We start from the raw sequence: 20,876 nt of genomic DNA, 5'->3' as shown, positions 1-20,876 counted from the left end.
GTCAAGATTGAAGCGCTTTCGGTCGAATGCCTCGGCACGATTACTCCGCTGCTTCCAGCGTCGCGATGCGACGGCTGTTGCGGGCCTGCTCGTCATAGTCGAGCTGCCATTCCGACGGCCCGTTGGACGCGCCGACCTGCACCGCCGTCACCTTGTATTCCGGGCAGTTGGTCGCCCAGTCGGAGAAGTCGGTGGTGATCACGTTGGCCTGCGTGTCGGGGTGGTGGAACGTCGTATAGACCACGCCAGGCGACACCTTGTCGGTGATCAGCGCGCGCAGCGTCGTCTCGCCGGAGCGGCTGGTCAGGCGGACCCAGTCGCCGTCGCGCAGGCCGCGGTTTTCGGCGTCATGCGGGTGGATCTCGAGACGGTCCTCGCTGTGCCACATGACATTGTCGGTACGCCTGGTCTGCGCGCCGACATTGTACTGCGACAGGATGCGGCCGGTGGTCAGCAGCAGCGGGAAGCGCGGTCCCGTCCTCTCGTCGGTCGCCACATATTCGGTGCGGATGAACTTGCCCTTGCCACGCACGAAGCCGCTGATATGCATGATCGGCGTGCCTTCCGGCGCCTGCTCGTTGCACGGCCACTGCACCGAGCCTATCTTTTCCAGATAGTCGTAGGAGACCTTGGCGAAGCTTGGCGTCGTCCTGGCGATCTCATCCATGATTTCGGACGGATGCTGGTAATTCCAGGCAAGACCCATCGCCTGTGCGAGCTTCTGCGTCACTTCCCAGTCGGCCAGCCCGTTCTTCGGCGCCATCACCTTGCGCACGCGGTTGATGCGGCGTTCGGCATTGGTGAAGGTGCCGTCCTTCTCGAGGAAGGTCGAGCCGGGCAGGAAGACATGCGCGTAGTTGGCGGTCTCGTTGAGGAAGAGATCGTGGACGACGACGCATTCCATCGCCGCAAGGCCTGCGGCGACATGCTTGGTGTCGGGATCCGACTGCAAAATGTCCTCGCCCTGCACATAGAGGCCCTTGAACGAGCCGTCGACGGCGGCGTCCAGCATGTTGGGGATGCGCAGGCCGGGCTCGTCGTCGAGTTTGACCCCCCACAGGCTTTCATAGATATCGCGCACCGCGTCGCCGGAGACGTGGCGATAGCCGGGCAGCTCATGCGGGAACGAGCCCATGTCGCAGGAGCCCTGGACATTGTTCTGGCCGCGCAGCGGGTTCACGCCGACGCCCGGCCGGCCGATATTGCCGGTCGCCATGGCAAGATTGGCGATGGCGATGACGGTGGTCGAGCCCTGGCTGTGCTCGGTCACGCCGAGGCCGTAATAGATCGCGCCATTGCCGCCGGTGGCAAACAGCCGTGCGGCGCTGCGGATCTCTTCTGGATCGACATTGGCGAGCTGGCCGACCACCTCAGGGCTGTTTTCCGGCAGCGCCACGAACGACGCCCAATCCTGGAACTCGTCCCAGTCGCAGCGTTCGCGGATGAAGGCCTCGTCGAACAGGCCTTCGGTGACGATGACATGGGCAAGCGCGGTGACCACGGCGACATTGGTGCCCGGCTTCAGCGGCAGATGATGCTGCGCCTCGATGTGTGCCGAGCGCACGATGTCGGTGCGGCGCGGGTCGAGCACGATCAGCTTGGCGCCCTTGCGCAACCGCTTCTTCATGCGCGACGCAAACACCGGATGTGCGTCGGTCGGATTGGCGCCGATGATCATCACCACATCGGTCTGCTCGATCGAATCGAAATCCTGGGTGCCTGCCGAGGTGCCGAAAGTCTGGCCAAGGCCATAGCCGGTCGGCGAATGGCAGACGCGGGCGCAGGTATCGACATTGTTGTTGCGGAAACCCTGGCGGATCAGCTTCTGCACCAGATAGGTTTCCTCATTCGTGCAGCGCGACGAGGTGATGCCGCCGATCGAGGTGCGGCCATACTGGTACTGGATGCGGCGGAACTCGTTGGCGGTGTGGGTCAGCGCTTCCTCCCACGACACCTCGCGCCATGGATCGGTGACCTTTTCGCGGATCATTGGATTGAGGATGCGCTCCTTGTGGGTCGAGTAGCCGTAGGCAAAACGGCCCTTGACGCAGCTATGGCCACGGTTCGCCTTGCCGTCCTTGTAGGGCACCATGCGCACCAGCTCGTCGCCGCGCATTTCGGCCTTGAACGAGCAGCCGACGCCGCAATAGGCGCAGGTGGTGACGACCGAATGCTCGGGCTGGCCGATCTTGATCACCGATTTCTCGGAAAGCGTCGCCGTCGGGCAGGCCTGCACACAGGCGCCGCAGGACACGCACTCGCTGTCGATGAAAAGCTGGTGCATGCCGGGCGACACACGGCTTTCGAAGCCGCGGCCTTCGATGGTCAGCGCGAATGTGCCTTGCACCTCCTCGCAGGCGCGCACACAGCGCGAGCAGACGATGCATTTCGATGGATCATAGGTGAAGTATGGGTTGGACTCGTCCTTCGCCATCCATTTGAAGTTTTCGGCGCCGTCGTTCTTCTTGAAGACGTGGTTGTCGCCCTCATAGCCGTAGCGCACGTCACGCAGGCCGACGACGCCGGCCTGCGTCTGCAATTCGCAGTCGCCATTGGCCGCACAGGTCAGGCAGTCGAGCGGATGGTCGGAAATGTAGAGCTCCATCACGCCGCGGCGGATGTCCTTCAGCCGACCGGTCTGGGTGTGCACGACCATGCCCGGCGCCACCGGCGTCGTGCAGGAGGAGGGCGTGCCGTTGCGGCCGTCGATCTCGACCAGGCAGAGCCGGCAGGAGCCGAAGGCGTCGACCATGTCGGTGGCGCAAAGTTTTGGGATGGCAATGCCGGCCTCCATCGAGGCGCGCATAATCGAGGTGCCTTCCGGCACGGTGACGGTGAAGCCGTCGACCGTCAGCGTCACCTGCTTCTCGGATGTCGAGGCCGGCGTGCCGTAGTCGATTTCCTGAATGAGACCCATCGCGAGGTTCCTATTCTGCTGCTTCGGCGACTGGCACCGGCTTGAAATCTTCGCGGAAGTGGTTGATTGCGCTCATCACCGGATAAGGCGTGAAGCCACCCAGCGCGCAGAGCGAACCGAACTTCATCGTGTTGCAGAGGTCCGTCACCAGCTCGATCTGTTTTTCCGGCTCGATACCCCTGGCGATCTTGTCGATCGTCTCGACGCCGCGTGTTGAGCCGATGCGGCACGGCGTGCACTTGCCGCAGCTCTCGATGGCGCAAAACTCCATGGCAAAGCGTGCCTGCTTCAGCATGTCGGCGGTGTCATCGAACACGGTGATGCCGGCATGGCCGATCAGCCCGTCCTTGGCGGCGAAGGCTTCGTAGTCGAACGGCGTGTCGAACAGGCTGCGCGGAAAATAAGCGCCGAGCGGCCCGCCGACCTGCACCGCCTTGACCGGCCGTCCAGTCGCCGTGCCGCCGCCGATGTCGTCGACGATCTCGCCAAGCGTCATGCCGAACGCCGCCTCGAACAGGCCGCCATATCTGACATTGCCGGCGATCTGGATCGGAATGGTGCCGCGCGAGCGGCCCATTCCGAAATCCTTGTAGAAGGCAGCACCCTTGTCCATGATCACAGGCACCGAGGCCAGCGAGATGACGTTGTTGATCACCGTCGGCTTGCCGAACAGGCCCTGGATGGCCGGCAGCGGCGGCTTGGCGCGAACGACGCCGCGCTTGCCTTCGAGGCTGTTGAGCAGCGAGGTTTCCTCGCCGCAGACATAGGCGCCGGCGCCGACGCGGATTTCCATGTCGAAGGCGTTGGGCGAGCCCAGCACGTTGAGGCCGAGCAGGCCGGCCTGGCGGGCAGCCTCGACCGCCTTCTGCATCATCGCCACCGCATGCGGATATTCCGAGCGGATATAGACAAAGCCCTTGGTCGCGCCGGTGGCGACACCGGCGATTGCCATGCCTTCGATCAGCACGAAGGGGTCGCCCTCCATGATCATGCGGTCGGCGAAGGTGGCGCTGTCGCCCTCGTCGGCATTGCAGACGATGTACTTTTTGTCGGCGGTCGTATCGAGCACCGTCTTCCACTTGATGCCGGTCGGGAAGCCGGCGCCGCCGCGACCCCGCAGGCCCGACTCGGTGACCTGCTTGACGATGTCGGCCGGAGCCATCGCCACGGCGTTCTGCAGCCCCTTCAGTCCGCCATGCGCCTTGTAGTGATCGAGCGACAGTGGATTGATGACGCCGCAGCGTGCGAAGGTCAGCCGCGTCTGCCTGGCCAGGAACGGGATCTTGTCGGGCGCGCCCAGCCAGCGCTTGTGGTGACCGCCGCTGAGAAAGCCGCTGTCGAACAGGCCTTTGACATCGGAAGGCTTCACCGGCCCGTAGGCGACGCGGCCCTTGTCTGTCGCCACCTCGACCATCGGCTCGAGGAAATAGGCGCCGCGCGAGCCGTTGCGCACGATCTTGGCCTCGATGCCGCGATCCGCCAATTCCTTCTCAATCGCCTTGGCGACCTTTTCCGCACCGAGCGCCAGCGCGCCGGAATCGCCGGGAATGTAAATACGCGGGGTCATGAGCGCACCTCGGCAACGATCTCGTGGAGCTTTTCGTCATCGAGCCGGCCAATCACCTCGCCGTCCAGCATCGCCGATGGCGCGCAGGCGCAAAGGCCGAGGCAATAGACCGGTTCCAGCGTCACCGAACCGTCGCGGGCCGTCTCGTGGAAGCCGATGCCCAGCAATTGCTTGAGCTTGGCGGCAATCGCGTCCGAGCCCATCGACTGGCAGGCTTCGGCCTGGCAGAGCTTCAGCACATGCCGGCCGGCCGGGCGGCTGCGGTAATCGTGGTAGAAGGTGACGATGCCGTGCACCTCCGCCTTGGAGATGTTCAGCGCTTCGGCGATGACCGGCAGCGCGTCCTGCGGCACATGGCCAAACTCTTCCTGGATGCCGTGGAGGATCGGCAACAGCGGACCTTCGAGGCCCTTCAACTCCTGAACGATCGCCGCCGTGCGCGACGCGATCTCGGTACTTGCAGGCTGCATGATCATGCAGCGCCCTCCCTGGTCGTAGTAATCCGCTAAGTGCCTAGGAAATCGGAGGAAACCCGCTAAATCAATAAAGCTGATCCGTTGCTCGATAGAAATCTTCTATCGCTGCCGTCCAGCCTGCAATCTCTAGCTCAGTGGCGGGCGCGGAAATCGTCTGCCAGCGCCATTGCCTCGTCCAGCAGCGCCGAGACCAGCGGGGTGTGCGGCTCGCGCAGCGTCGCCACCAGCCCGACGGTGTGGCTGGCGTCCGGCTCGACGATCGGAATGGCCCGGATCGGCTCGGAAAAGCCGAATGTTTCCGAGAGGTTGAGCGGCATGATCGACGACCATTTTCCGGTACGGATATGCGAGAACAGCACGATCATCGAATTGGATTCGAGTGTCGGCCGCACCTGCGTGCCGGCTTCGGCCAAATGCTGGTCGATGATGCGGCGGTTCTGCATGTCCGGCGTCAACAGGCAGAGCGGCAGCTGGCTGAGCTCCGCCCATGTCACTTTGTCGCGGTCGGAATAGGGATTTCCGATCGCGGTGATCAGCTGATAGCGCTCGTCATAGAGCGGCACGCTGGTCACCCGCCCCAGCGGCTCGTTGTCGAGATAGGTGATGCCGGCGTCGATGTCGAAATTGCCGAGCAACGACAGCACCTCGATCGAGGTGCGCGACAGCACCGAGAAGGTGACGCCGGGATGCTTTGCCCGAAAAGGTGTCGTCAGCCGCGCCACCATGGCCAGCGCCGTCGGAATGGCGGCGATGCGGATGCGCCCCGAAAGGCCGTGACGCGCCGCCCGCATCTCTTCGCGCATGGTGCGGGTATCGCCGACGATGCGGCGCGCCCACGCCAGCACCTGTTCTCCCTCCGGCGTCAGCCCCTGGAAGCGCGAGCCACGCAGAACCAGCATCACGCCGAGCTGGCCTTCCAGCTGCTTGATACCGGCCGAAAGCGTCGGCTGGGTGACGCCGCACACCTCCGCCGCCCGGCCGAAATGCTCCTCCCTGGCCAGCGCGATGAAGAATTCCAGCTTGTCGATCATGAGCGGACGCTACCCGGCCGAGTGAGGCTGCGCCAGATGCATGCTGTTTTTGCGTGGCGAATCCTCATTGCGGCCGAAGCTTCGCCGCCGTCCAGGCCTACCTGTCGACCAGGTTAAGAATGTTGCCGTCAGGATCCTTGAACCATGCGACCTTCATGCCGTAGCCGACGTGGATGTCGCCTTCCAGCTTCAGGCCCGGCATCTCGTAGTGCTCGAAGACAACGCCTTTCGATTTCAGCGCCTTGACGATGGTGTCGATCTCGTCGCCGACCATCCAGGTCACCGCCGTCGCCTTGTTGGTTCCGGCGAATTGCGAGCGATAGACATTGATGCTGGTGTCGCCGCATTTGTAGACGATCAGTTCGTCCCCCTCGTTGTGAACCTCCGTCAGCCCCAGAACGTCTTCATAGAAGGCCTTGGCCTTGGCCAGGTCCTTCACCGCGAGATTGGCCGTTGCGTTGCTGTTTGCGAGCATGATTGGTCTCCTTTGCTTGCGGGCGAGCACGTCCGAAGCCTGCAAAGATAGGGCTGCTTCGTCTTCCGGCGACCGCAGCCTGTGCGATCGGCGTGCCTCTTCCCTAAAGACGTTTCGTCCTCTGCAGGACCGACAAACAGACGCAAGTCTTTGCAGCCACGCCCGTGCGTGTCGTTCCGCCGCTTGGTTCTGTTCGGGAACTGCACTATCTCAGGCGTAAAAGCAGAGGAAAAGCTGATGCCCGCCGTCCAGGAAAACGTCACCAAGGAAATCGTCATCGAGCGCCTGAAGACGGTCAACGGACCGGACTTCACCGGCAACATCGTCGACCTCGGGATGGTCTCCGAGATTTTCATTGCCGATGCCAAGGTGTTCTTTTCGATCACCGTGCCGGCTGCCCGGGCCCAGGAGATGGAGCCGCTGCGTGCCGCCGCCGAGCGTGTCGTCAAGGCGATCCCGGGTGTCGCCGGCGCCGTGGTCGCCCTGACGGCGGAAAAGAAGGGTGGCGGCATGGAGGCTCCGGTTCCGCAAAGGCCTGCCACCAGGCCCGTACCGCCGGCCGCACCCGCTGCCGCGCCACGTCCGGCTCCGCACGCTCCGGCCTCGCACAGTCAGGGCAAGCGCGGCGTGCCCGGCATCGAGGCGATCATCGCTGTCGCTTCCGGCAAGGGCGGCGTCGGCAAGTCGACTACTGCCGTCAACATCGCGCTTGGCCTCGCCGCCAACGGCCTGAGGGTCGGCGTGCTCGACGCCGACATCTACGGCCCGTCGATGCCGCGGCTGCTCAACATCCATGGCCGGCCGCAGACCGTCGACGGCAAGGTCCTGAAGCCGATGGAGAATTACGGCCTGAAGGTCATGTCGATGGGCTTCCTCGTCGACGAGGAGACGCCGATGATCTGGCGCGGGCCGATGGTGATGTCGGCTTTGACGCAAATGCTGCGCGAGGTCGAGTGGGGTCCGCTCGACGTGCTCGTCGTCGACATGCCGCCCGGCACCGGCGACGCGCAGCTGACCATGGCCCAGCAGGTGCCGTTGGCCGGCGCCGTTATCGTCTCGACGCCGCAGGATCTGGCCCTGATCGATGCGCGAAAAGGCCTCAATATGTTCAGGAAGGTCGACGTGCCGGTGTTGGGCATCGTCGAGAATATGAGCTATTTCCTCGCCCCCGACACCGGCAAGCGCTACGACATCTTCGGCCATGGCGGCGCGCGCCGCGAGGCCGAGCGTCTCGGCGTCTCCTTCCTCGGCGAAGTGCCGCTCGAAATGGGCATCCGCGAAAGCTCGGATGCCGGCACACCGGTGGTGGTCTCGAAGCCCGATAGCGCCGAGGCCAAGATCTACCGCGACATCGCCGCGAACGTCTGGGGCAGGGTCAAAGAAGAACGCGGCGCGGCCGAAGCCGCCGTGCCGAACATCGTGTTTGAGTGATCCTCCCCCTTGAGGGGAGGGTGGCCCGCAGGGCCGGGTGGGGTCGGTGGCGACGCACTCCACCTTTTTTGGTCAATGCCAGTTGTCGGTTGAGGCGGTTGAGGCGACCCCTCCCGCCGCGCTTCGCGCGGCACCCTCCCCTCAAGGGGGAGGGGAGCCGCCAACTTTCTCGCCAAAACTCGAAAAAAACTGTCCGGCCAGTTTCTTCGATGTCGATTCGATCAGACGGCTGCCGAGCTGGGCGATCTTGCCGCCGACATCGGCCTTGGCCGCATATCTGAGGATCGTCGCCTCCGGGCCATCGGCGGTCAGCGTCACATCGGCGCCGCCTTTGGCGAAGCCGGCGATGCCGCCCTTGCCCTCGCCCTGGATGGTGTAGGAATGCGGCGGGTTGAGATTCCTGAGCGTCACCTCGCCGTTGAACGTCGCCTTGATCGGGCCGATCTTGACCACCACGGTCGCCGCCATCTCGGTGTCCGACTTCTTCTCGAGGCTCTGGCAGCCCGGAATGGTCTGCCTCAGAACGTCCGGGTCGTTCAGCGCCTCCCACACCTTTTGCAGGGGTGCGGCGATGCGTTCCTCGCCTTCGATAACCAAAGCCATCAAAATCTCCCGGATATGAATTGACAAGCCCCGATCCGATCTAGCGTGGGGGTAAACGCATGTCTATCGCACCAAAGTCCGGAATCGGATGGCGCGTGCCTCTTGCCTGCTCTCGCGCGTTGTCATATCGATTTGTCATACAAATACGGAGACCATGATGGCCGGCGCCCCCACGCAGAAAAAGAAATTTCGCTCGCAGGAGTGGTTCGACAATCCCGACAATCCGGGGATGACGGCGCTTTACCTCGAGCGCTACCTGAATTACGGGCTGACGCGTGCCGAACTGATGTCGGGCAAGCCGCTGATCGGCATCGCCCAGACCGGCTCGGATCTTTCGCCCTGCAACCGCCATCATCTCGAACTGGCCAAGCGCGTGCGCGAGGGCATCGTGTCGATGGGCGGCATCCCTTTCGAGTTCCCGTGCCACCCGATCCAGGAGACGGGCAAACGCCCGACCGCCGCACTCGACCGCAACCTCGCCTATCTTGGCCTGGTCGAGGTGCTCTACGGCTATCCGCTCGACGGCGTCGTGCTCACCATCGGCTGCGACAAGACGACGCCGGCCCTGCTGATGGCCGCTGCCACCGTCAACATTCCGGCTATCGCGCTGTCTGTCGGCCCGATGCTCAACGGCTGGCACAAGGGCAAGCGCACCGGCTCCGGCACCATCGTCTGGGAATCGCGCCAGCGTCTGTCGGCCGGCGAGATCGGCTATGACGAGTTCATGGACATCGTCGCCTCCTCGGCGCCGTCCACCGGCTATTGCAATACAATGGGCACCGCCACCACCATGAACTCGCTGGCCGAGGCGCTCGGCATGCAGCTGCCGGGCTCGGCCGCCATTCCGGCGCCCTACCGCGAGCGCGGCCAGATCGCCTATGAGACGGGAAAGCGCATCGTCGACATGGTGCATGAGGATCTAAAACCCTCCGACGTCATGACCCGGCAGGCCTTCGAGAACGCCATCGTCGTCAACTCGGCCATCGGCGGCTCGACCAACGCGCCGATCCACCTCAACGCCATCGCCCGCCATCTCGGCGTGCCGCTCGACAATGACGACTGGCAGACGGTCGGCCTGAAAGTGCCGCTCATCGTCAATCTGCAGCCGTCGGGCGAATATCTCGGCGAAGATTATCATCATGCCGGCGGTGTGCCCGCAGTGGTGGCCGAACTGATGAAGGCCGGGCTGCTGCCTCATCCCGACGCCATGACGGTCAACGGCAAGACGATCGGCGCCAATTGCAGCGCGGCCGTCAACGAGAATCTCGATGTTATCCGTACCGTCGCCGAGCCGCTGAAGGCCAATGCCGGCTTCATCAATCTTAGGGGTAATCTGTTCGATTCGGCGATCATGAAGACCAGCGGCATCTCGCCCGAATTCCGCGAGCGCTATCTGTCGAACCCGAACGACCCCGAGGCCTTCGAGGGCAACGCCATGGTCTTCGACGGGCCCGAAGACTACCACGCTTGCATCGACGATCCGGCGCAGGGCATCGACGAGCACACCATCCTGTTCATGCGCGGCGCCGGCCCGATCGGTTATCCCGGCGGCGCCGAAGTCGTCAACATGCAGCCGCCGGCCCATCTCATCAAGAAGGGCATCCATGCGCTGGCCTGCATCGGCGACGGCCGCCAGTCGGGCACCTCGGGCTCGCCGTCGATCCTCAACGCCTCGCCCGAAGCCGCCATAGGCGGCGGGCTGGCGCTGTTGAAGACCGGCGACCGCGTCCGCATCGACCTGCGCAAGGGCACTGCCGACATTCTCGTCACCGATGACGAGATTACGCGCCGGCGCGCCGAGTTGCAGAACAGTGGCGGCTATCGCTACCCCAGGCACCAGACCCCATGGCAGGAGATCCAGCGCGGCATGGTCGACCAGTTCTCCGAAGGAATGGTGCTGAAGCCCGCGGTGAAATACCAGGATGTGGCGCACACCGCAGGCGTGCCGCGGGACAATCACTGAACGTTCTTTTTTGCCTTCTCCCCTTGTGGGAGAAGGTGTCGCCGAAGGCGACGGATGAGGGGTGCTCCAGCTTGGCACCGACGCACTCCGTCCAGCACCCCTCATCCGGCTCGTCGCTGCGCGCCGATCCACCTTCTCCCACAAGGGGAGAAGGAAGAGCGCCAAGCCGCACCCAAGCGCCTATAAATAGCCAACAATCTCAGGCGTCTGGTCCTGCCTGTCGTGCTTGCCGTCCTCATAGACGATTGGGGCTGCGGCGAGTTCCTCTTCGGTGACGTCGTCGAGGCAGGCGACGTTCACCGCCCAGAAATTCCCGCCCATGAAATCGAGATAGCCGCGCGAGAGAAAATTCGCGCCGCAGTTCGGGCACATATAGTGGTTGATGTCGCCTTCCGGCCAGTTCGACGGCGTCGCCTTGTACTCCCGCATCCGGTCGCGGCCGTCCGTCACCCGCACGGCCTCATAGGCGGCGAAGGATTTCCGGTAGCCGAGTTTCCAGCAGAAGCTGCAATTGCATTTGCGGATGCCCTCAGCGAGGTCGATTTCGGCTTCGAAACGCACTGCACCGCAATGGCAGCTGCCGTGATAGGTCTTTTTCATGGGTTTCCTCCCAAACATGTCCTGGCTCCGCCGCCCGCCGGAGCCAGAGCATCCTTTGCTCCAGGCATGGCGCTTGACAAGCGGGCGCGACAAATCCACGATCATGGCAAGGGGTGCATCGCGACGACCCCGTGAGGCGTCAGCCCAACGTTCGCGTCCAAGCTTCTCTCTCAAGGAGGTGGACGCCATGCCGTCGACAACCGCTATCACCGTATCGCAACTGTCCCGTCTGATTGGTCTGCCGGGCGCGCCCGCGATCATCGATATTCGCATCGAAGAGGATTACAGCGCCGATCCGCGCCTGCTGCCGGCCTCAAACCGGCGTGATTTCAAAACCGTCTCGACCTGGGCATCCGAATTCGCCGGCAGCCGAGTGACGGTGGTCTGCCAAAAAGGGCAAAAGCTCTCGCAAGGCGTGGCCGCATGGCTGCGGCATGAAGGCATTGCCGCCGAATCCCTCGAAGGCGGGTTCGAGGCCTGGCGCGATGCCAAGGGGCCTTTGATCGATGCCGGCAAGATACCAACCCGCGACGAAAGGGGCCGCACCGTGTGGGTGACGCGGAGCCGCCCGAAGGTCGATCGCATCGCTTGCCCCTGGCTGATCAGGCGTTTTGTCGATCCGAGCGCGGTCTTCCTGTTTGTCGAGGCGGCCGAAGTGTCGGCCGTTGCGGACCGCTTTCAGGCCGTGCCTTTCGACATCGACAATGTGTTCTGGACTCACCGGGGCGAACGCTGCACCTTCGACACGATGATCGAAGAGTTCGGGCTCGAATCCGAGGCGCTCGACCGCCTGGCCATGATCGTGCGCGCAGCCGATACCGCACGCCTCGATCTGGTTCCCCAGGCAGCCGGATTCCTGGCCGCCTCGCTTGGCCTGTCGCGGATGTTTCGCGACGACCTGGAACAGCTGGAGGCAGGCATGCTGCTCTACGACGCGTTTTTCCGATGGTGCCGCGACGCCACCGAGGAGACGCACAACTGGCCAGGCAAGCCGTCATGAGCGAAATGGGGACTTCCGGCAAAACGATCGAGATCGTCGACGTGCCGGCAGCGCCATCCTTCCGCGAAGGCGTAAAACTCTGGGCGAAAATCGGCCTGCTCAGCTTCGGCGGGCCGGCCGGCCAGATCGCGCTCATGCACAGGGAATTGGTCGAGGAACGGCGTTGGATCGGCGAGCAACGTTTCCTGCATGCGTTGAACTACTGCATGCTGCTGCCCGGCCCTGAAGCCCAGCAACTCGCCATCTATATCGGCTGGCTGCTGCACCGGACGATCGGCGGCCTGGTCGCCGGCATCCTGTTCGTCGCGCCGGGCGCGCTTGTGATGCTCACCTTGAGCATCCTCTATGCGCTGTATGGCGACGCTCCGCTCGTCGAGGCGCTGTTTTTCGGGGTAAAGGCGGCCGTGCTCGCCATCGTGATCGAGGCGATGATCCGGATCGGACGTCGTGCCCTGAAGAACCGGGTCATGGTTTCGATCGCGCTCGCCGCCTTCATCGCCATCTATGCATTGAACATGCCGTTTCCGCTCATCATCCTGCTTGCCGGCCTGGCGGGCTGGATTGGCAATCGTGTTGCGCCGGCGCTTTTTTCCGGCGCGGCGCACGGCAAGGACGCGGTTCCCGACACCAAGGGCGCGGTCGACCTGATGTTCGAGCGCGGCGAACTGGCCCACGTCAGGCCGACGCGATGGCATGCGCCGCGCACCGTCGCGATCTGGCTGCCGATCTGGCTCGGGCCGGTGCTGCTGATCTGGGCTTTTACCGGGTCTGCCAGCGTGTGGACGCAGATCGGCGGCTTCTTCAGCGTCATGGCGGTCGTCACCTTCGGCGGCGCCTACGCGGTCCTTGCCTATGTCGCGCAGGCGGCGGTCGAGTCGTTCGGCTGGCTCGCTCCCGGTGAAATGGTCGATGGCCTCGGGCTTGCCGAAACCACGCCCGGCCCGCTCATTCTGGTCCTGCAGTTCGTCGGCTTTCTGGCCGCGTTCCGCCAATCCGGATCGTTGAGCCCGCTGCTTGCCGGATCGCTTGGCGCGATGCTCACCCTGTGGGCGACGTTCACGCCTTGCTTCTTCTGGATATTCCTCGGCGCGCCCTATATCGAATCGCTGCGCGGCAACAAGGCGCTGTCGGCGGCGCTGGGCGCGATCACCGCTGCCGTCGTCGGCGTCATCATGAACCTCGCTTTGTGGTTCGGCTTGCACGTCATTTTCGGCGAGGTGCGCAAAGTCGGGCTTGGCATGGACGTGCCGGTGTTCTCGTCCATCGACTGGGGTGCGGCGCTGCTGTCGTGTGCTGCAATGATCGCCATCCTGAAGCTGAAGATCGGCATGCTGCCGACGCTGGCGGGATCGGCCCTCGCCGGTGTTTTGTTGCTGGCAGCGAGCGGTTAGCGGCTGCCTGCGGCGGGCTTAGCTGCTGTTTCGGGCATTCGGATAGGAACATCATGGCGAGACGACGCTCCTCCCTGGGCTTCCTTGGAATGTTCGGCCGTTCAGGCGACCTCAGGCAACTCGACGCCGCGTTACGCGACGTCGACCTTCATCCCGCCCTTGTGCCGGAAGGAGCAAAGCTCACCATCGTCAATCTGATGAAGGACCACTGGCCCGACGAGCCGCCGCCACAAGCCTACCCGCCGGTGGCGCAGCTGCTTGGCTATTGTATTGCCGGGCCGGAAGCTTTCGAGCAATCCAACGGTGTTCGACATAGGCTGGATGCGGAGCGCCGGCTCGAGGCGGCACTTGAGGCCGGCGACAGCTTCGATGCGCAAATCATACTGATGACGCTGCATGCCAGGCTGATCAGTGGCGAGGTCGTCGACCGCTACGGGTTGAGCGCCGACTGATTCCTCTGCACAGAGGATTTGGTTCTTTGACTGAGCCTGAAAGGAGGCTGTGATGGTTGCCGCCGACCGATCTCCTCGTGCCAATCTCGAGGGTTTGCGATTAGCCGTAAGCCCCCCGTGTCTTCGTCATCCCAGGGCGAAGCAAGGAGCGAAGCGACGCGGCGCAGACCCTAGGATGACGAATGGTCGGGATGGATTAGGCTCTGACCGTTTTGACGGGAACCGTCTTCAGCCGCCCATGCCGCTGCGCGGCAGCTGGATAAGATTGCCGAAGCGGGCACGCAACTTGTCGTCGACCGGCTTCGGCACGTGGCGCGGGAAGCGCTCGGCGAGGATGCGGTTCTTCTCGATGATCGCCCGCTGCAGGATGTCGGGCCTGCCTTTCTCGTTCCACTCCTTCGGCGAAAAGCGGTCGCCGACCGCCGGATAGAAATATTCCGTCTGCATCAGCCGCAGCGTCTGCTCGTTGCCGAGGTAATGACCCGGCCCCTTCAGGCAGACCTCGGCAATGGTGTCTATCGACAGCGACTCATCGGTCACCTCGATGCCGCGCACGCAGCGCAGGCAATGGCCGAGCATGTCGTTGTCGATGATCAGGCTTTCCAGGCAAAAGCCGAGCAGCGAGGCGTGCATGCCGGCCGATTCGTAGACGAGGTTGAGGCCGGCAAGGCCGGCCATCACATCGGTGATGCCCTTTTCGTAACCGGACTGAATGTCGGGCAGTTTCGAATCCGTCATGCCGGCGGCCGAACCGCCGGGCAGGTCGTAGAATTGCGCCATCTGGGCGCAGGCAGCGGTCAGCACCGCTTGCTCGGCCGAGCCGCCGGACATGGCGCCGGTCCTGAGGTCGGAGACGAACGGCCAGGTGCCGAAGATCGCCGGATGCCCGGGTTTGATGGCGTTGACATAGACGAGGCCGGCGAGCACCTCGGCCACCGCTTGCACCACCGCACCGGCGATCGCCGCCGGCGCCGTGGCGCCCGCCTGGCCGGCCGACAGCAGCAGGATCGGAATGCCGCCTTCGACGCAGGCCTCAAGCACGCCGCAGGCATCCTCGGCAAACTTCATCGGCGGCACGACAAAACAGTTCGAATTGGAGACGAAAGGCCGAGCGCGAAAATTCTCTTCGCCGCCGGCAATCGCATAGAGCATGTCGAGCGCCGGCTTGACGTTCTCGCGCACCGTGAAGGATGTGCCGACATGCTTCGACGTGCCCATCACGCAGGCGTAAAGCGTGTTGAAATCCATGTCGAGCGGATCGGGAATATCGCGCGGCACCATCGGCCGCTGGAAGAAATGGATGTTGTCGAGCCCTTCGACGATGCGCGCCGCGTCATAGATGTCCTGCAGCAGCGACTCGCGATAACAGCGCTTCTCGACGTCGACCAGATGCACCGCGGCGCCCGCCGTGCCGTAATGCACGCGCTTGCCCTGGATCAGCATGTCGTGCTTGGGATCCTGGCCATGCAGGGTGAAATGGCGTGCCGCTCGTCTGATGGTGTCGAGGACGAGTGCGCGCGGAAAACGGATGCGGCCGTCCTCGCCGAGCGTGGCGCCGGCCCTGGTCAGCGCCTCGATGCAGGATGGGATGGCATTGGCGAAGCCGACCGTTTCAAGCAGCGTCAGCACCGCTTCGTGAATGCGCTCGCGGTCGTTTTCGCTGAGTGGCCCGTAGCTTCCGCCTTCGAGGCCGGCGCGCACCGGTTTGATATCGTCGGCAAGGGGCGCTGCCCGCATGGCGCGACGCGCTTCGCGCCCGCCGGAACGCCGCGAACGCTGGTCCGAGGGCGTGTCCGGCTTCTCAACAGCCACTGACATGGGAGGCACTCCACCTTTAACTGCGAAGCGGGCGGCGGTGGTTGGTCCACCAGGTGGTTGGTCCACCATCGTCCGCTTCGTCCCCTTATCCCTCGAACTATGCCGTCGGCATTGGCACAGCCTATGAGCCAGAGGGTTCCGTCGCATATGCCAGGGGGCTAAACAACGGTGGCCGGTGCCGGCCAGGCCGAGGCTTCAAGCCGCGGCCGGCCTGCGCCCGGCCGCCGTCGCCAGTTCGCGGATGCCGGGCTCGATGTGCTGCAGCGCAATCGAGGAGATGCCCAGCCGCATGAAGCGCGACGGCTTTTCGGTGCGGTCGAAGAAACGGTCGCCGGGCTCGATGATGACGCTGCGCGAGGCGGCGGCCTCGGCCAGCCCGCGCGAATCGGTGCCGCGCGGCCCCTCGAGCCAGAGCGACGCGCCGCCGGCGGAATCGGTCGAGCGCCACTCCGGCAGGAAGGCGGAAATCGCATGGATCAGACGCTTGCGCCGTTCGTCGAAGGCGCTCGACAGCCGCCGCACCAGCGCCTCGTGATGGCCAAGCGACAGGAACAGCGCGACCGCGCGCTGGTTGTTGGCCGGCGGATGACGCAGCATGAAGCGGCGCAGCGCGCGAAGCTCGGAGATCAGCCCGGCCGAGGCGACGATGTAGCCGAGCCTAAGGCCCGGAGCCAGCGTCTTCGACATCGAGCCGACATAGATGACGCGGCCGGAACGGTCGAGGCTCTTCAGCGCCTGCTGCGGCGCTTCGTCAAGAAGCTGGCTGTCATAGCCGTCCTCGATGATGATCTGGTTGTGGCGGTTGGCGCGCGCCAGCAAATCCTGCCGGCGCTCCGCCGACAGCGGCACCATGGTCGGGCAATGGTGGCTGGGCGTCACGAAGACGAACCCGGAATCGTTGGGAATAGAAGCGGTTACAATGCCGGAATGGTCGACCGGGACCGGTGCGACGTCGGCACCCGCCAGCCGGAAGATCGAGCGTGCGTCGGGATAGCCGGGGTCTTCCATGGCCACCTTGGAGCCCTTGGTCATCAGCAATGTCGCCAGCATGTAGAGCGCGTTCTGCGCGCCGAGCGTGACGATGATCTCATCGGGATTGGCGAAGATGCCGCGCCGCGGCAACAGCCGCGCCTGGATCTGCTCGATCAAAAGCGGATCGTCGCGGTCAACCATGTCGGACGCCCAATTGCGGATCTCGAGCACGGCGAGCGCCATGCGGTTGCACTCGCGCCACTCGGCGGTCGGGAACAGTGCCGGATCGAACTGGCCGTAGACGAAGGGGTAGGACGACTTGATCCAGTTGTCGTGCTTGGCCGGCGGCGGCATGTCGCTGGCCGCGATCTGCCGGCGCGCCTTCCAGTCGATCTCATTGGCCTGGTCTGGCGCCTTCTGGTGCGGTTTGGCAGGCGTCGCCAGCACGTCCGGATTGACGAAATGGCCGCGCCGTTCGCGCGCCACCAGAAAACCCTGGTCGACGAGCTGCTGGAAGGCCAGCACCACGGTGCCGCGCGCCACGCCGAGTTTCTCGGCCAGGATCCGGCAGGACGGAAGCGGCATCGAAGCGGCGATTTGCCGGTCGAGGATGGCGGCGACGATCGCTTGGCGGATCTGCGCCTGCAGGGTCTGGCCGGATTCCGCCGAAATCCGGAACAGGCCGGACCATATGGCCGTGTCGTTTCGCTGTGGCATGGGGATGTTCCTCGATGGCCAGCCTTTTTCATCTGGCTGGACCAGTCGAATGTACCGGTGGCACAAGGAGTTGCGCCAATCAATTTTTCTGATCGCTGGGATTTACGCCAGTGATCCTTCCCAAGGGTGACGCAGCGCGTCATCCCGCTGGTGACGCAAAGCGTCATCCCGCTGGTGACGCCACGCGGCATCCCCAGCGTGACGCCTTGCGTCATCGCCGCCTGACGCAACGCGTCATCGCGGCGCATTGAAACCAGTGGATTTCGGCTAGATAGTTCGCCGCGACGACACGCGCCGGAAACACCCGGTCTGTTATGTTGGCAATTCAAGGCTCGGAGTGAGGCAGTGGATCAATCGTCCTTTCAGAAACAGCTCGACGCCCTGCGCGATCACCGTGCGGCCAAATCGGGCAGCATGCGCGAGGCCTTCGCCGCCGATCCGCAGCGCTTCGAAAAATTCTCCGCCACCGACGGCGACCTGCTGCTCGACTGGTCGAAATGCGCGGTCGATGCGCAGACGATGGATCTGCTCGAGAAGCTGGCGGCAGCCGCCGATCTCGAAGGCCGGCGCGCTGCGATGTTCTCGGGCAAGAAGATCAACGTCACCGAAGGCCGCGCCGTGCTGCACACCGCGCTTCGCAACCTGAACGGCAAGGGCATCGTGCTCGACGGCCAGGACGTGAAGGCGGAGGTTGTCGCCGTGCTCGATGCGATGGGCGGCTTCGCCGATGCCGTGCGCTCCGGCAAGGCGGCCGGCGCCACCGGCAAGAAGATCACCGACATCGTCAACATCGGCATCGGCGGGTCCGACCTTGGCCCGGCCATGGCGACGCTGGCGCTGGCGCCCTATCACGACGGGCCGCGCACGCATTACGTGTCGAACATCGATGGCGCCCATATCCACGACACGCTGAAGGGCCTCTCCGCCGAAACCACGCTGTTCATCGTTGCTTCCAAGACCTTCACCACGATCGAGACGATGACCAATGCCGAGACGGCGCGCGAATGGGTGCAGAAGGCGCTCGGCAAGGAAGCGGTCGGCAAGCATTTCGCCGCCGTCTCGACGGCGCTCGACCTGGTGGCCAAGTTCGGCATTGCGTCCGACCGCGTCTTCGGCTTCTGGGACTGGGTCGGCGGACGCTATTCGGTGTGGGGCGCGATCGGCCTGCCGGTGATGATCGCCGTCGGCCCGAAGAATTTTCGCGCCTTTCTCGATGGCGCGCATGCGATGGACGAACATTTCCAGACGGCGCCGCTGGCCAGCAACCTGCCGGCGCTGATGGGGCTGATCGGCTGGTGGCATCGGGTGATCTGCCAATACCCCGCCCGCGCCGTCATTCCCTACGACCAGCGCCTGTCCAGGCTGCCGGCCTATCTGCAGCAGCTCGATATGGAATCGAACGGCAAGAGCGTCACCCTCGACGGCGGCGCTGTCACCACGCCGACCGGCCCGCTGGTCTGGGGCGAGCCGGGCACCAATGGCCAGCACGCCTTCTTCCAGCTGCTGCACCAGGGCACCGATTTCATTCCGGTCGAATTCCTCGCCGCAGCCATCGGCTATGAGCCGGATCTCAAGCATCACCACGACCTGTTGCTCGCCAACTGCCTGGCGCAGTCGGAGGCGTTCATGAAGGGTCGCACGCTGGAGGAAGCGCGTGCGCAGATGCTGGCAAAGGGCATGGCGCCCACCGAGGTCGACAGGATCGCCCCGCATCGCGTCTTCTCCGGCAACCGGCCCTCGGTGACGATCCTCTACAGACAACTCGATCCGCATACGTTCGGACGGCTGATCGCGCTCTATGAGCACCGCGTCTTCGTCGAGGGCACGCTCTTCAACATCAATTCCTTCGACCAATGGGGCGTCGAGTTGGGCAAGGAACTGGCGACCGGGCTACTGCCTGTCGTGGAAGGCAAGGAGAATGCCGCAAAGCGGGACGCTTCGACTGCCGGACTGGTGGGACACATCCATCGATTGCGCGGATCGGAGTAAGCGGCTTGGCCGAGATCAAGGGAATATTGTTCGACAAGGACGGCACCCTTGTCGACTTCAACGCGACGTGGCTCGGCGTTGCCGATTTCATGGCGATGGATGCGGCGGAGGGCGACCGCTGGAAGGCCGACAGGCTGCTTGCCGCGGCGGGCTACGATTTCGCCACCAAACGCTTCAAGCCCGATTCCATCTTTGCCTCCGGCACCAACATGGATGTCGTTGAGCTTTGGTTTCCGCGACTGTCGGATGAAGACCAGATGCTTGCCGTCGCCCGCTTCAACGAGATCACATCGGTGCAGGGTTCGTCGATGGCGGTAGCGCTGCCGGGCATCGTCGAGACGCTTGGCGTTCTTCACAGGAAATCCTACCGGCTCGGCGTCGCCACCAACGATTCGACCACTGGCGCGGAGAAGACATTGCTCACGCTGGGCGTCGCGCAGCTGTTCGACGCCGCCTATGGTTACGACGCGGTGGCCAATCCGAAACCGGCGCCCGACACGATCCTCGCCTTCTCGGACCTGACCGGCCTGAGGCCTGCCGCGATTGCCGTGGTCGGCGACAATCGCCACGATCTGGAGATGGCGCGGGCCGGCGGCTGCGGTCTGGCGATCGGCGTGCTTTCCGGCACCGGCACGCGGGAATCGCTGTCGCAGATCGCCGACGTCATTCTGGATTCGGTTGCCGATCTGCCCGACTTTCTTTCGGCAAGGGTCAAGGAGACGATCTGAACTCGCCTCTGAGTTGCTCCGGCTCGAACGAGAAGACGCCGCTCGGCTTCGTCGCCGTGCCTTGGCCGACATCCGGCACCTGGTATTCGGCCAGAAGGTGAAGCCGCGAGCGGGGCAAGTAGGCGCGGCCCGGGTCGCCGATCAGCACGTTGATGCCGGCGGCCAGGCAGCGGTCTAGGAAGGGGATGACCCGATCGGCGAGATCTTGCCGGTAAAACAAGTCGCCGGCTGCCACGACGTCCACGGGCGGCGGCGGACCAGCGGTGATGTCCTCGCCGACGACCGTGATTTCGACGCCGTTCGCCGCCGCATTGAGACCGAGCGCGGCGACGCCGTTGCGGTCGATCTCGGATGCAATCACTGCGCTGGCGCCGGCCCTTGCCGCGGCGATACCGACGAGGCCAGACCCGGCGCCGAGATCGAGCACGCGAAGCCCAGCCACGGTCTCCGGTCGATCGAGGATGTAGCGGGCAAGCACGGCGCCGCCGGCCCAGGCATAGGCCCAGTAAGGAGGCTGCGGCTCGGGGCCATCCTCGTCGGCTTCGTTTGCTTCTTCTTCCGGCTCGGCTGCTCGTCCTTGTGGACGTGTCAGCCGCCACAGTCCGCTCGCTGGATGGGCTGCATAAAGCCGGATTTCGGGAAGCGCGGCAACAGGGGCGATACGCATGTTCGCCTTGATGAACGTTAGCGGATCGGGACGGGAAAGCGTATCCGCCGCGTCATCGACAGTAAGGCTATCGGCCAAA

Annotated in this window: 17 protein-coding genes; 7 read left to right on the top strand and 10 right to left on the bottom strand. The window is 64.2% G+C overall.

The window, feature by feature from the left end; translation table 11 throughout:
• Positions 1 to 40 precede the first annotated feature (40 nt).
• The 5 genes from fdhF to AC0L2R_RS16950 all read right to left on the bottom strand — a co-directional run bounded on the left by fdhF (position 41) and on the right by AC0L2R_RS16950 (position 6,466).
• Positions 41 to 2,917: a formate dehydrogenase subunit alpha gene (gene fdhF, locus AC0L2R_RS16970; protein WP_473510317.1), complete on the bottom strand. Its 2,877-nt coding sequence runs from the start codon at positions 2,915 to 2,917 to the stop codon at positions 41 to 43.
• Positions 2,918 to 2,927: 10 nt separating this feature from the next.
• Positions 2,928 to 4,484 carry a formate dehydrogenase beta subunit gene (locus AC0L2R_RS16965; protein WP_473510315.1) on the bottom strand — a complete coding sequence of 519 codons (1,557 nt, stop codon included), beginning with the start codon at positions 4,482 to 4,484 and terminating at the stop codon, positions 2,928 to 2,930.
• Positions 4,481 to 4,960 (bottom strand): formate dehydrogenase subunit gamma, encoded by a 480-nt coding sequence (locus AC0L2R_RS16960; protein ID WP_473510314.1) that lies wholly within the window; start codon positions 4,958 to 4,960, stop codon positions 4,481 to 4,483. The genes AC0L2R_RS16965 and AC0L2R_RS16960 overlap by 4 nt, the downstream gene beginning before the upstream one ends.
• Before the next feature lie 131 nt (positions 4,961 to 5,091).
• Positions 5,092 to 5,991, bottom strand: coding sequence for a LysR family transcriptional regulator (locus AC0L2R_RS16955; protein ID WP_027151624.1), 900 nt, complete (start codon positions 5,989 to 5,991; stop codon positions 5,092 to 5,094).
• A 97-nt stretch (positions 5,992 to 6,088) separates the two neighbouring features.
• On the bottom strand, positions 6,089 to 6,466 hold the full coding sequence (locus tag AC0L2R_RS16950; protein WP_091592913.1) for a VOC family protein: 378 nt from the start codon (positions 6,464 to 6,466) through the stop codon (positions 6,089 to 6,091).
• Positions 6,467 to 6,703: 237 nt separating this feature from the next.
• Here AC0L2R_RS16950 and AC0L2R_RS16945 point away from each other — a divergent pair, with 237 nt between their 5' ends.
• Entirely contained in the window at positions 6,704 to 7,897 is a 1,194-nt protein-coding gene (locus AC0L2R_RS16945) for an Mrp/NBP35 family ATP-binding protein (protein WP_128168292.1), read from the top strand.
• 141 nt (positions 7,898 to 8,038) lie between these two features.
• Here the strand turns inward: AC0L2R_RS16945 and AC0L2R_RS16940 are convergent, their stop codons facing one another.
• The gene (locus AC0L2R_RS16940; protein WP_091592917.1) at positions 8,039 to 8,500 is read right to left on the bottom strand and encodes an SRPBCC family protein; all 462 of its coding nucleotides are present in this window, start codon (positions 8,498 to 8,500) and stop codon (positions 8,039 to 8,041) included.
• A gap of 157 nt (positions 8,501 to 8,657) precedes the next feature.
• On the opposite strand from AC0L2R_RS16940, the gene AC0L2R_RS16935 reads away from it, so the two are divergent.
• Positions 8,658 to 10,463, top strand: a complete 1,806-nt coding sequence (locus AC0L2R_RS16935; protein WP_473510312.1) for an IlvD/Edd family dehydratase — start codon at positions 8,658 to 8,660, stop codon at positions 10,461 to 10,463.
• 180 nt (positions 10,464 to 10,643) lie between these two features.
• Here AC0L2R_RS16935 and AC0L2R_RS16930 read toward each other — a convergent pair whose 3' ends face one another.
• Complete coding sequence (locus AC0L2R_RS16930; protein ID WP_023802886.1) at positions 10,644 to 11,063, bottom strand: GFA family protein; 420 nt, start codon at positions 11,061 to 11,063, stop codon at positions 10,644 to 10,646.
• Positions 11,064 to 11,250: 187 nt separating this feature from the next.
• Between AC0L2R_RS16930 and AC0L2R_RS16925 the strand changes: the two genes are divergently transcribed.
• The 3 genes from AC0L2R_RS16925 to AC0L2R_RS16915 are packed head-to-tail and all read left to right on the top strand — an operon-like array spanning position 11,251 to position 13,906.
• Positions 11,251 to 12,063 (top strand): chromate resistance protein ChrB domain-containing protein, encoded by an 813-nt coding sequence (locus tag AC0L2R_RS16925; protein WP_473510311.1) that lies wholly within the window; start codon positions 11,251 to 11,253, stop codon positions 12,061 to 12,063.
• 5 nt (positions 12,064 to 12,068) lie between these two features.
• Entirely contained in the window at positions 12,069 to 13,454 is a 1,386-nt protein-coding gene (gene chrA / locus AC0L2R_RS16920; protein ID WP_473510371.1) for a chromate efflux transporter, read from the top strand.
• A 53-nt stretch (positions 13,455 to 13,507) separates the two neighbouring features.
• Entirely contained in the window at positions 13,508 to 13,906 is a 399-nt protein-coding gene (locus tag AC0L2R_RS16915; RefSeq protein WP_473510309.1) for a hypothetical protein, read from the top strand.
• Positions 13,907 to 14,134: 228 nt separating this feature from the next.
• On the opposite strand, the gene AC0L2R_RS16910 is transcribed toward AC0L2R_RS16915, so the two are convergent.
• Together AC0L2R_RS16910 and pdxR are read right to left on the bottom strand one after the other, a co-directional pair.
• Complete coding sequence (locus AC0L2R_RS16910; protein WP_473510308.1) at positions 14,135 to 15,724, bottom strand: trimethylamine methyltransferase family protein; 1,590 nt, start codon at positions 15,722 to 15,724, stop codon at positions 14,135 to 14,137.
• A gap of 195 nt (positions 15,725 to 15,919) precedes the next feature.
• Positions 15,920 to 17,413, bottom strand: a complete 1,494-nt coding sequence (gene pdxR, locus AC0L2R_RS16905; RefSeq protein WP_023802891.1) for a MocR-like pyridoxine biosynthesis transcription factor PdxR — start codon at positions 17,411 to 17,413, stop codon at positions 15,920 to 15,922.
• A 345-nt stretch (positions 17,414 to 17,758) separates the two neighbouring features.
• Here pdxR and pgi point away from each other — a divergent pair, with 345 nt between their 5' ends.
• Both pgi and AC0L2R_RS16895 read left to right on the top strand, forming a co-directional pair.
• Entirely contained in the window at positions 17,759 to 19,402 is a 1,644-nt protein-coding gene (gene pgi, locus AC0L2R_RS16900) for a glucose-6-phosphate isomerase (RefSeq protein WP_473510306.1), read from the top strand.
• 5 nt (positions 19,403 to 19,407) lie between these two features.
• Complete coding sequence (locus tag AC0L2R_RS16895) at positions 19,408 to 20,130, top strand: HAD family hydrolase (protein WP_091592927.1); 723 nt, start codon at positions 19,408 to 19,410, stop codon at positions 20,128 to 20,130.
• Here AC0L2R_RS16895 and AC0L2R_RS16890 read toward each other — a convergent pair.
• Positions 20,114 to 20,875 carry a class I SAM-dependent methyltransferase gene (locus tag AC0L2R_RS16890; RefSeq protein ID WP_473510304.1) on the bottom strand — a complete coding sequence of 254 codons (762 nt, stop codon included), beginning with the start codon at positions 20,873 to 20,875 and terminating at the stop codon, positions 20,114 to 20,116. The two genes, AC0L2R_RS16895 and AC0L2R_RS16890, sit on opposite strands and share 17 nt — an antisense overlap.
• Between the last annotated feature and the right edge of the window lies 1 nt (position 20,876).

The organism is Mesorhizobium sp. WSM4820, assembly GCF_055811075.1.
Note: the sequence above shows the minus strand (reverse complement) of the source record. Positions and strands in the feature narration are given on the sequence as shown.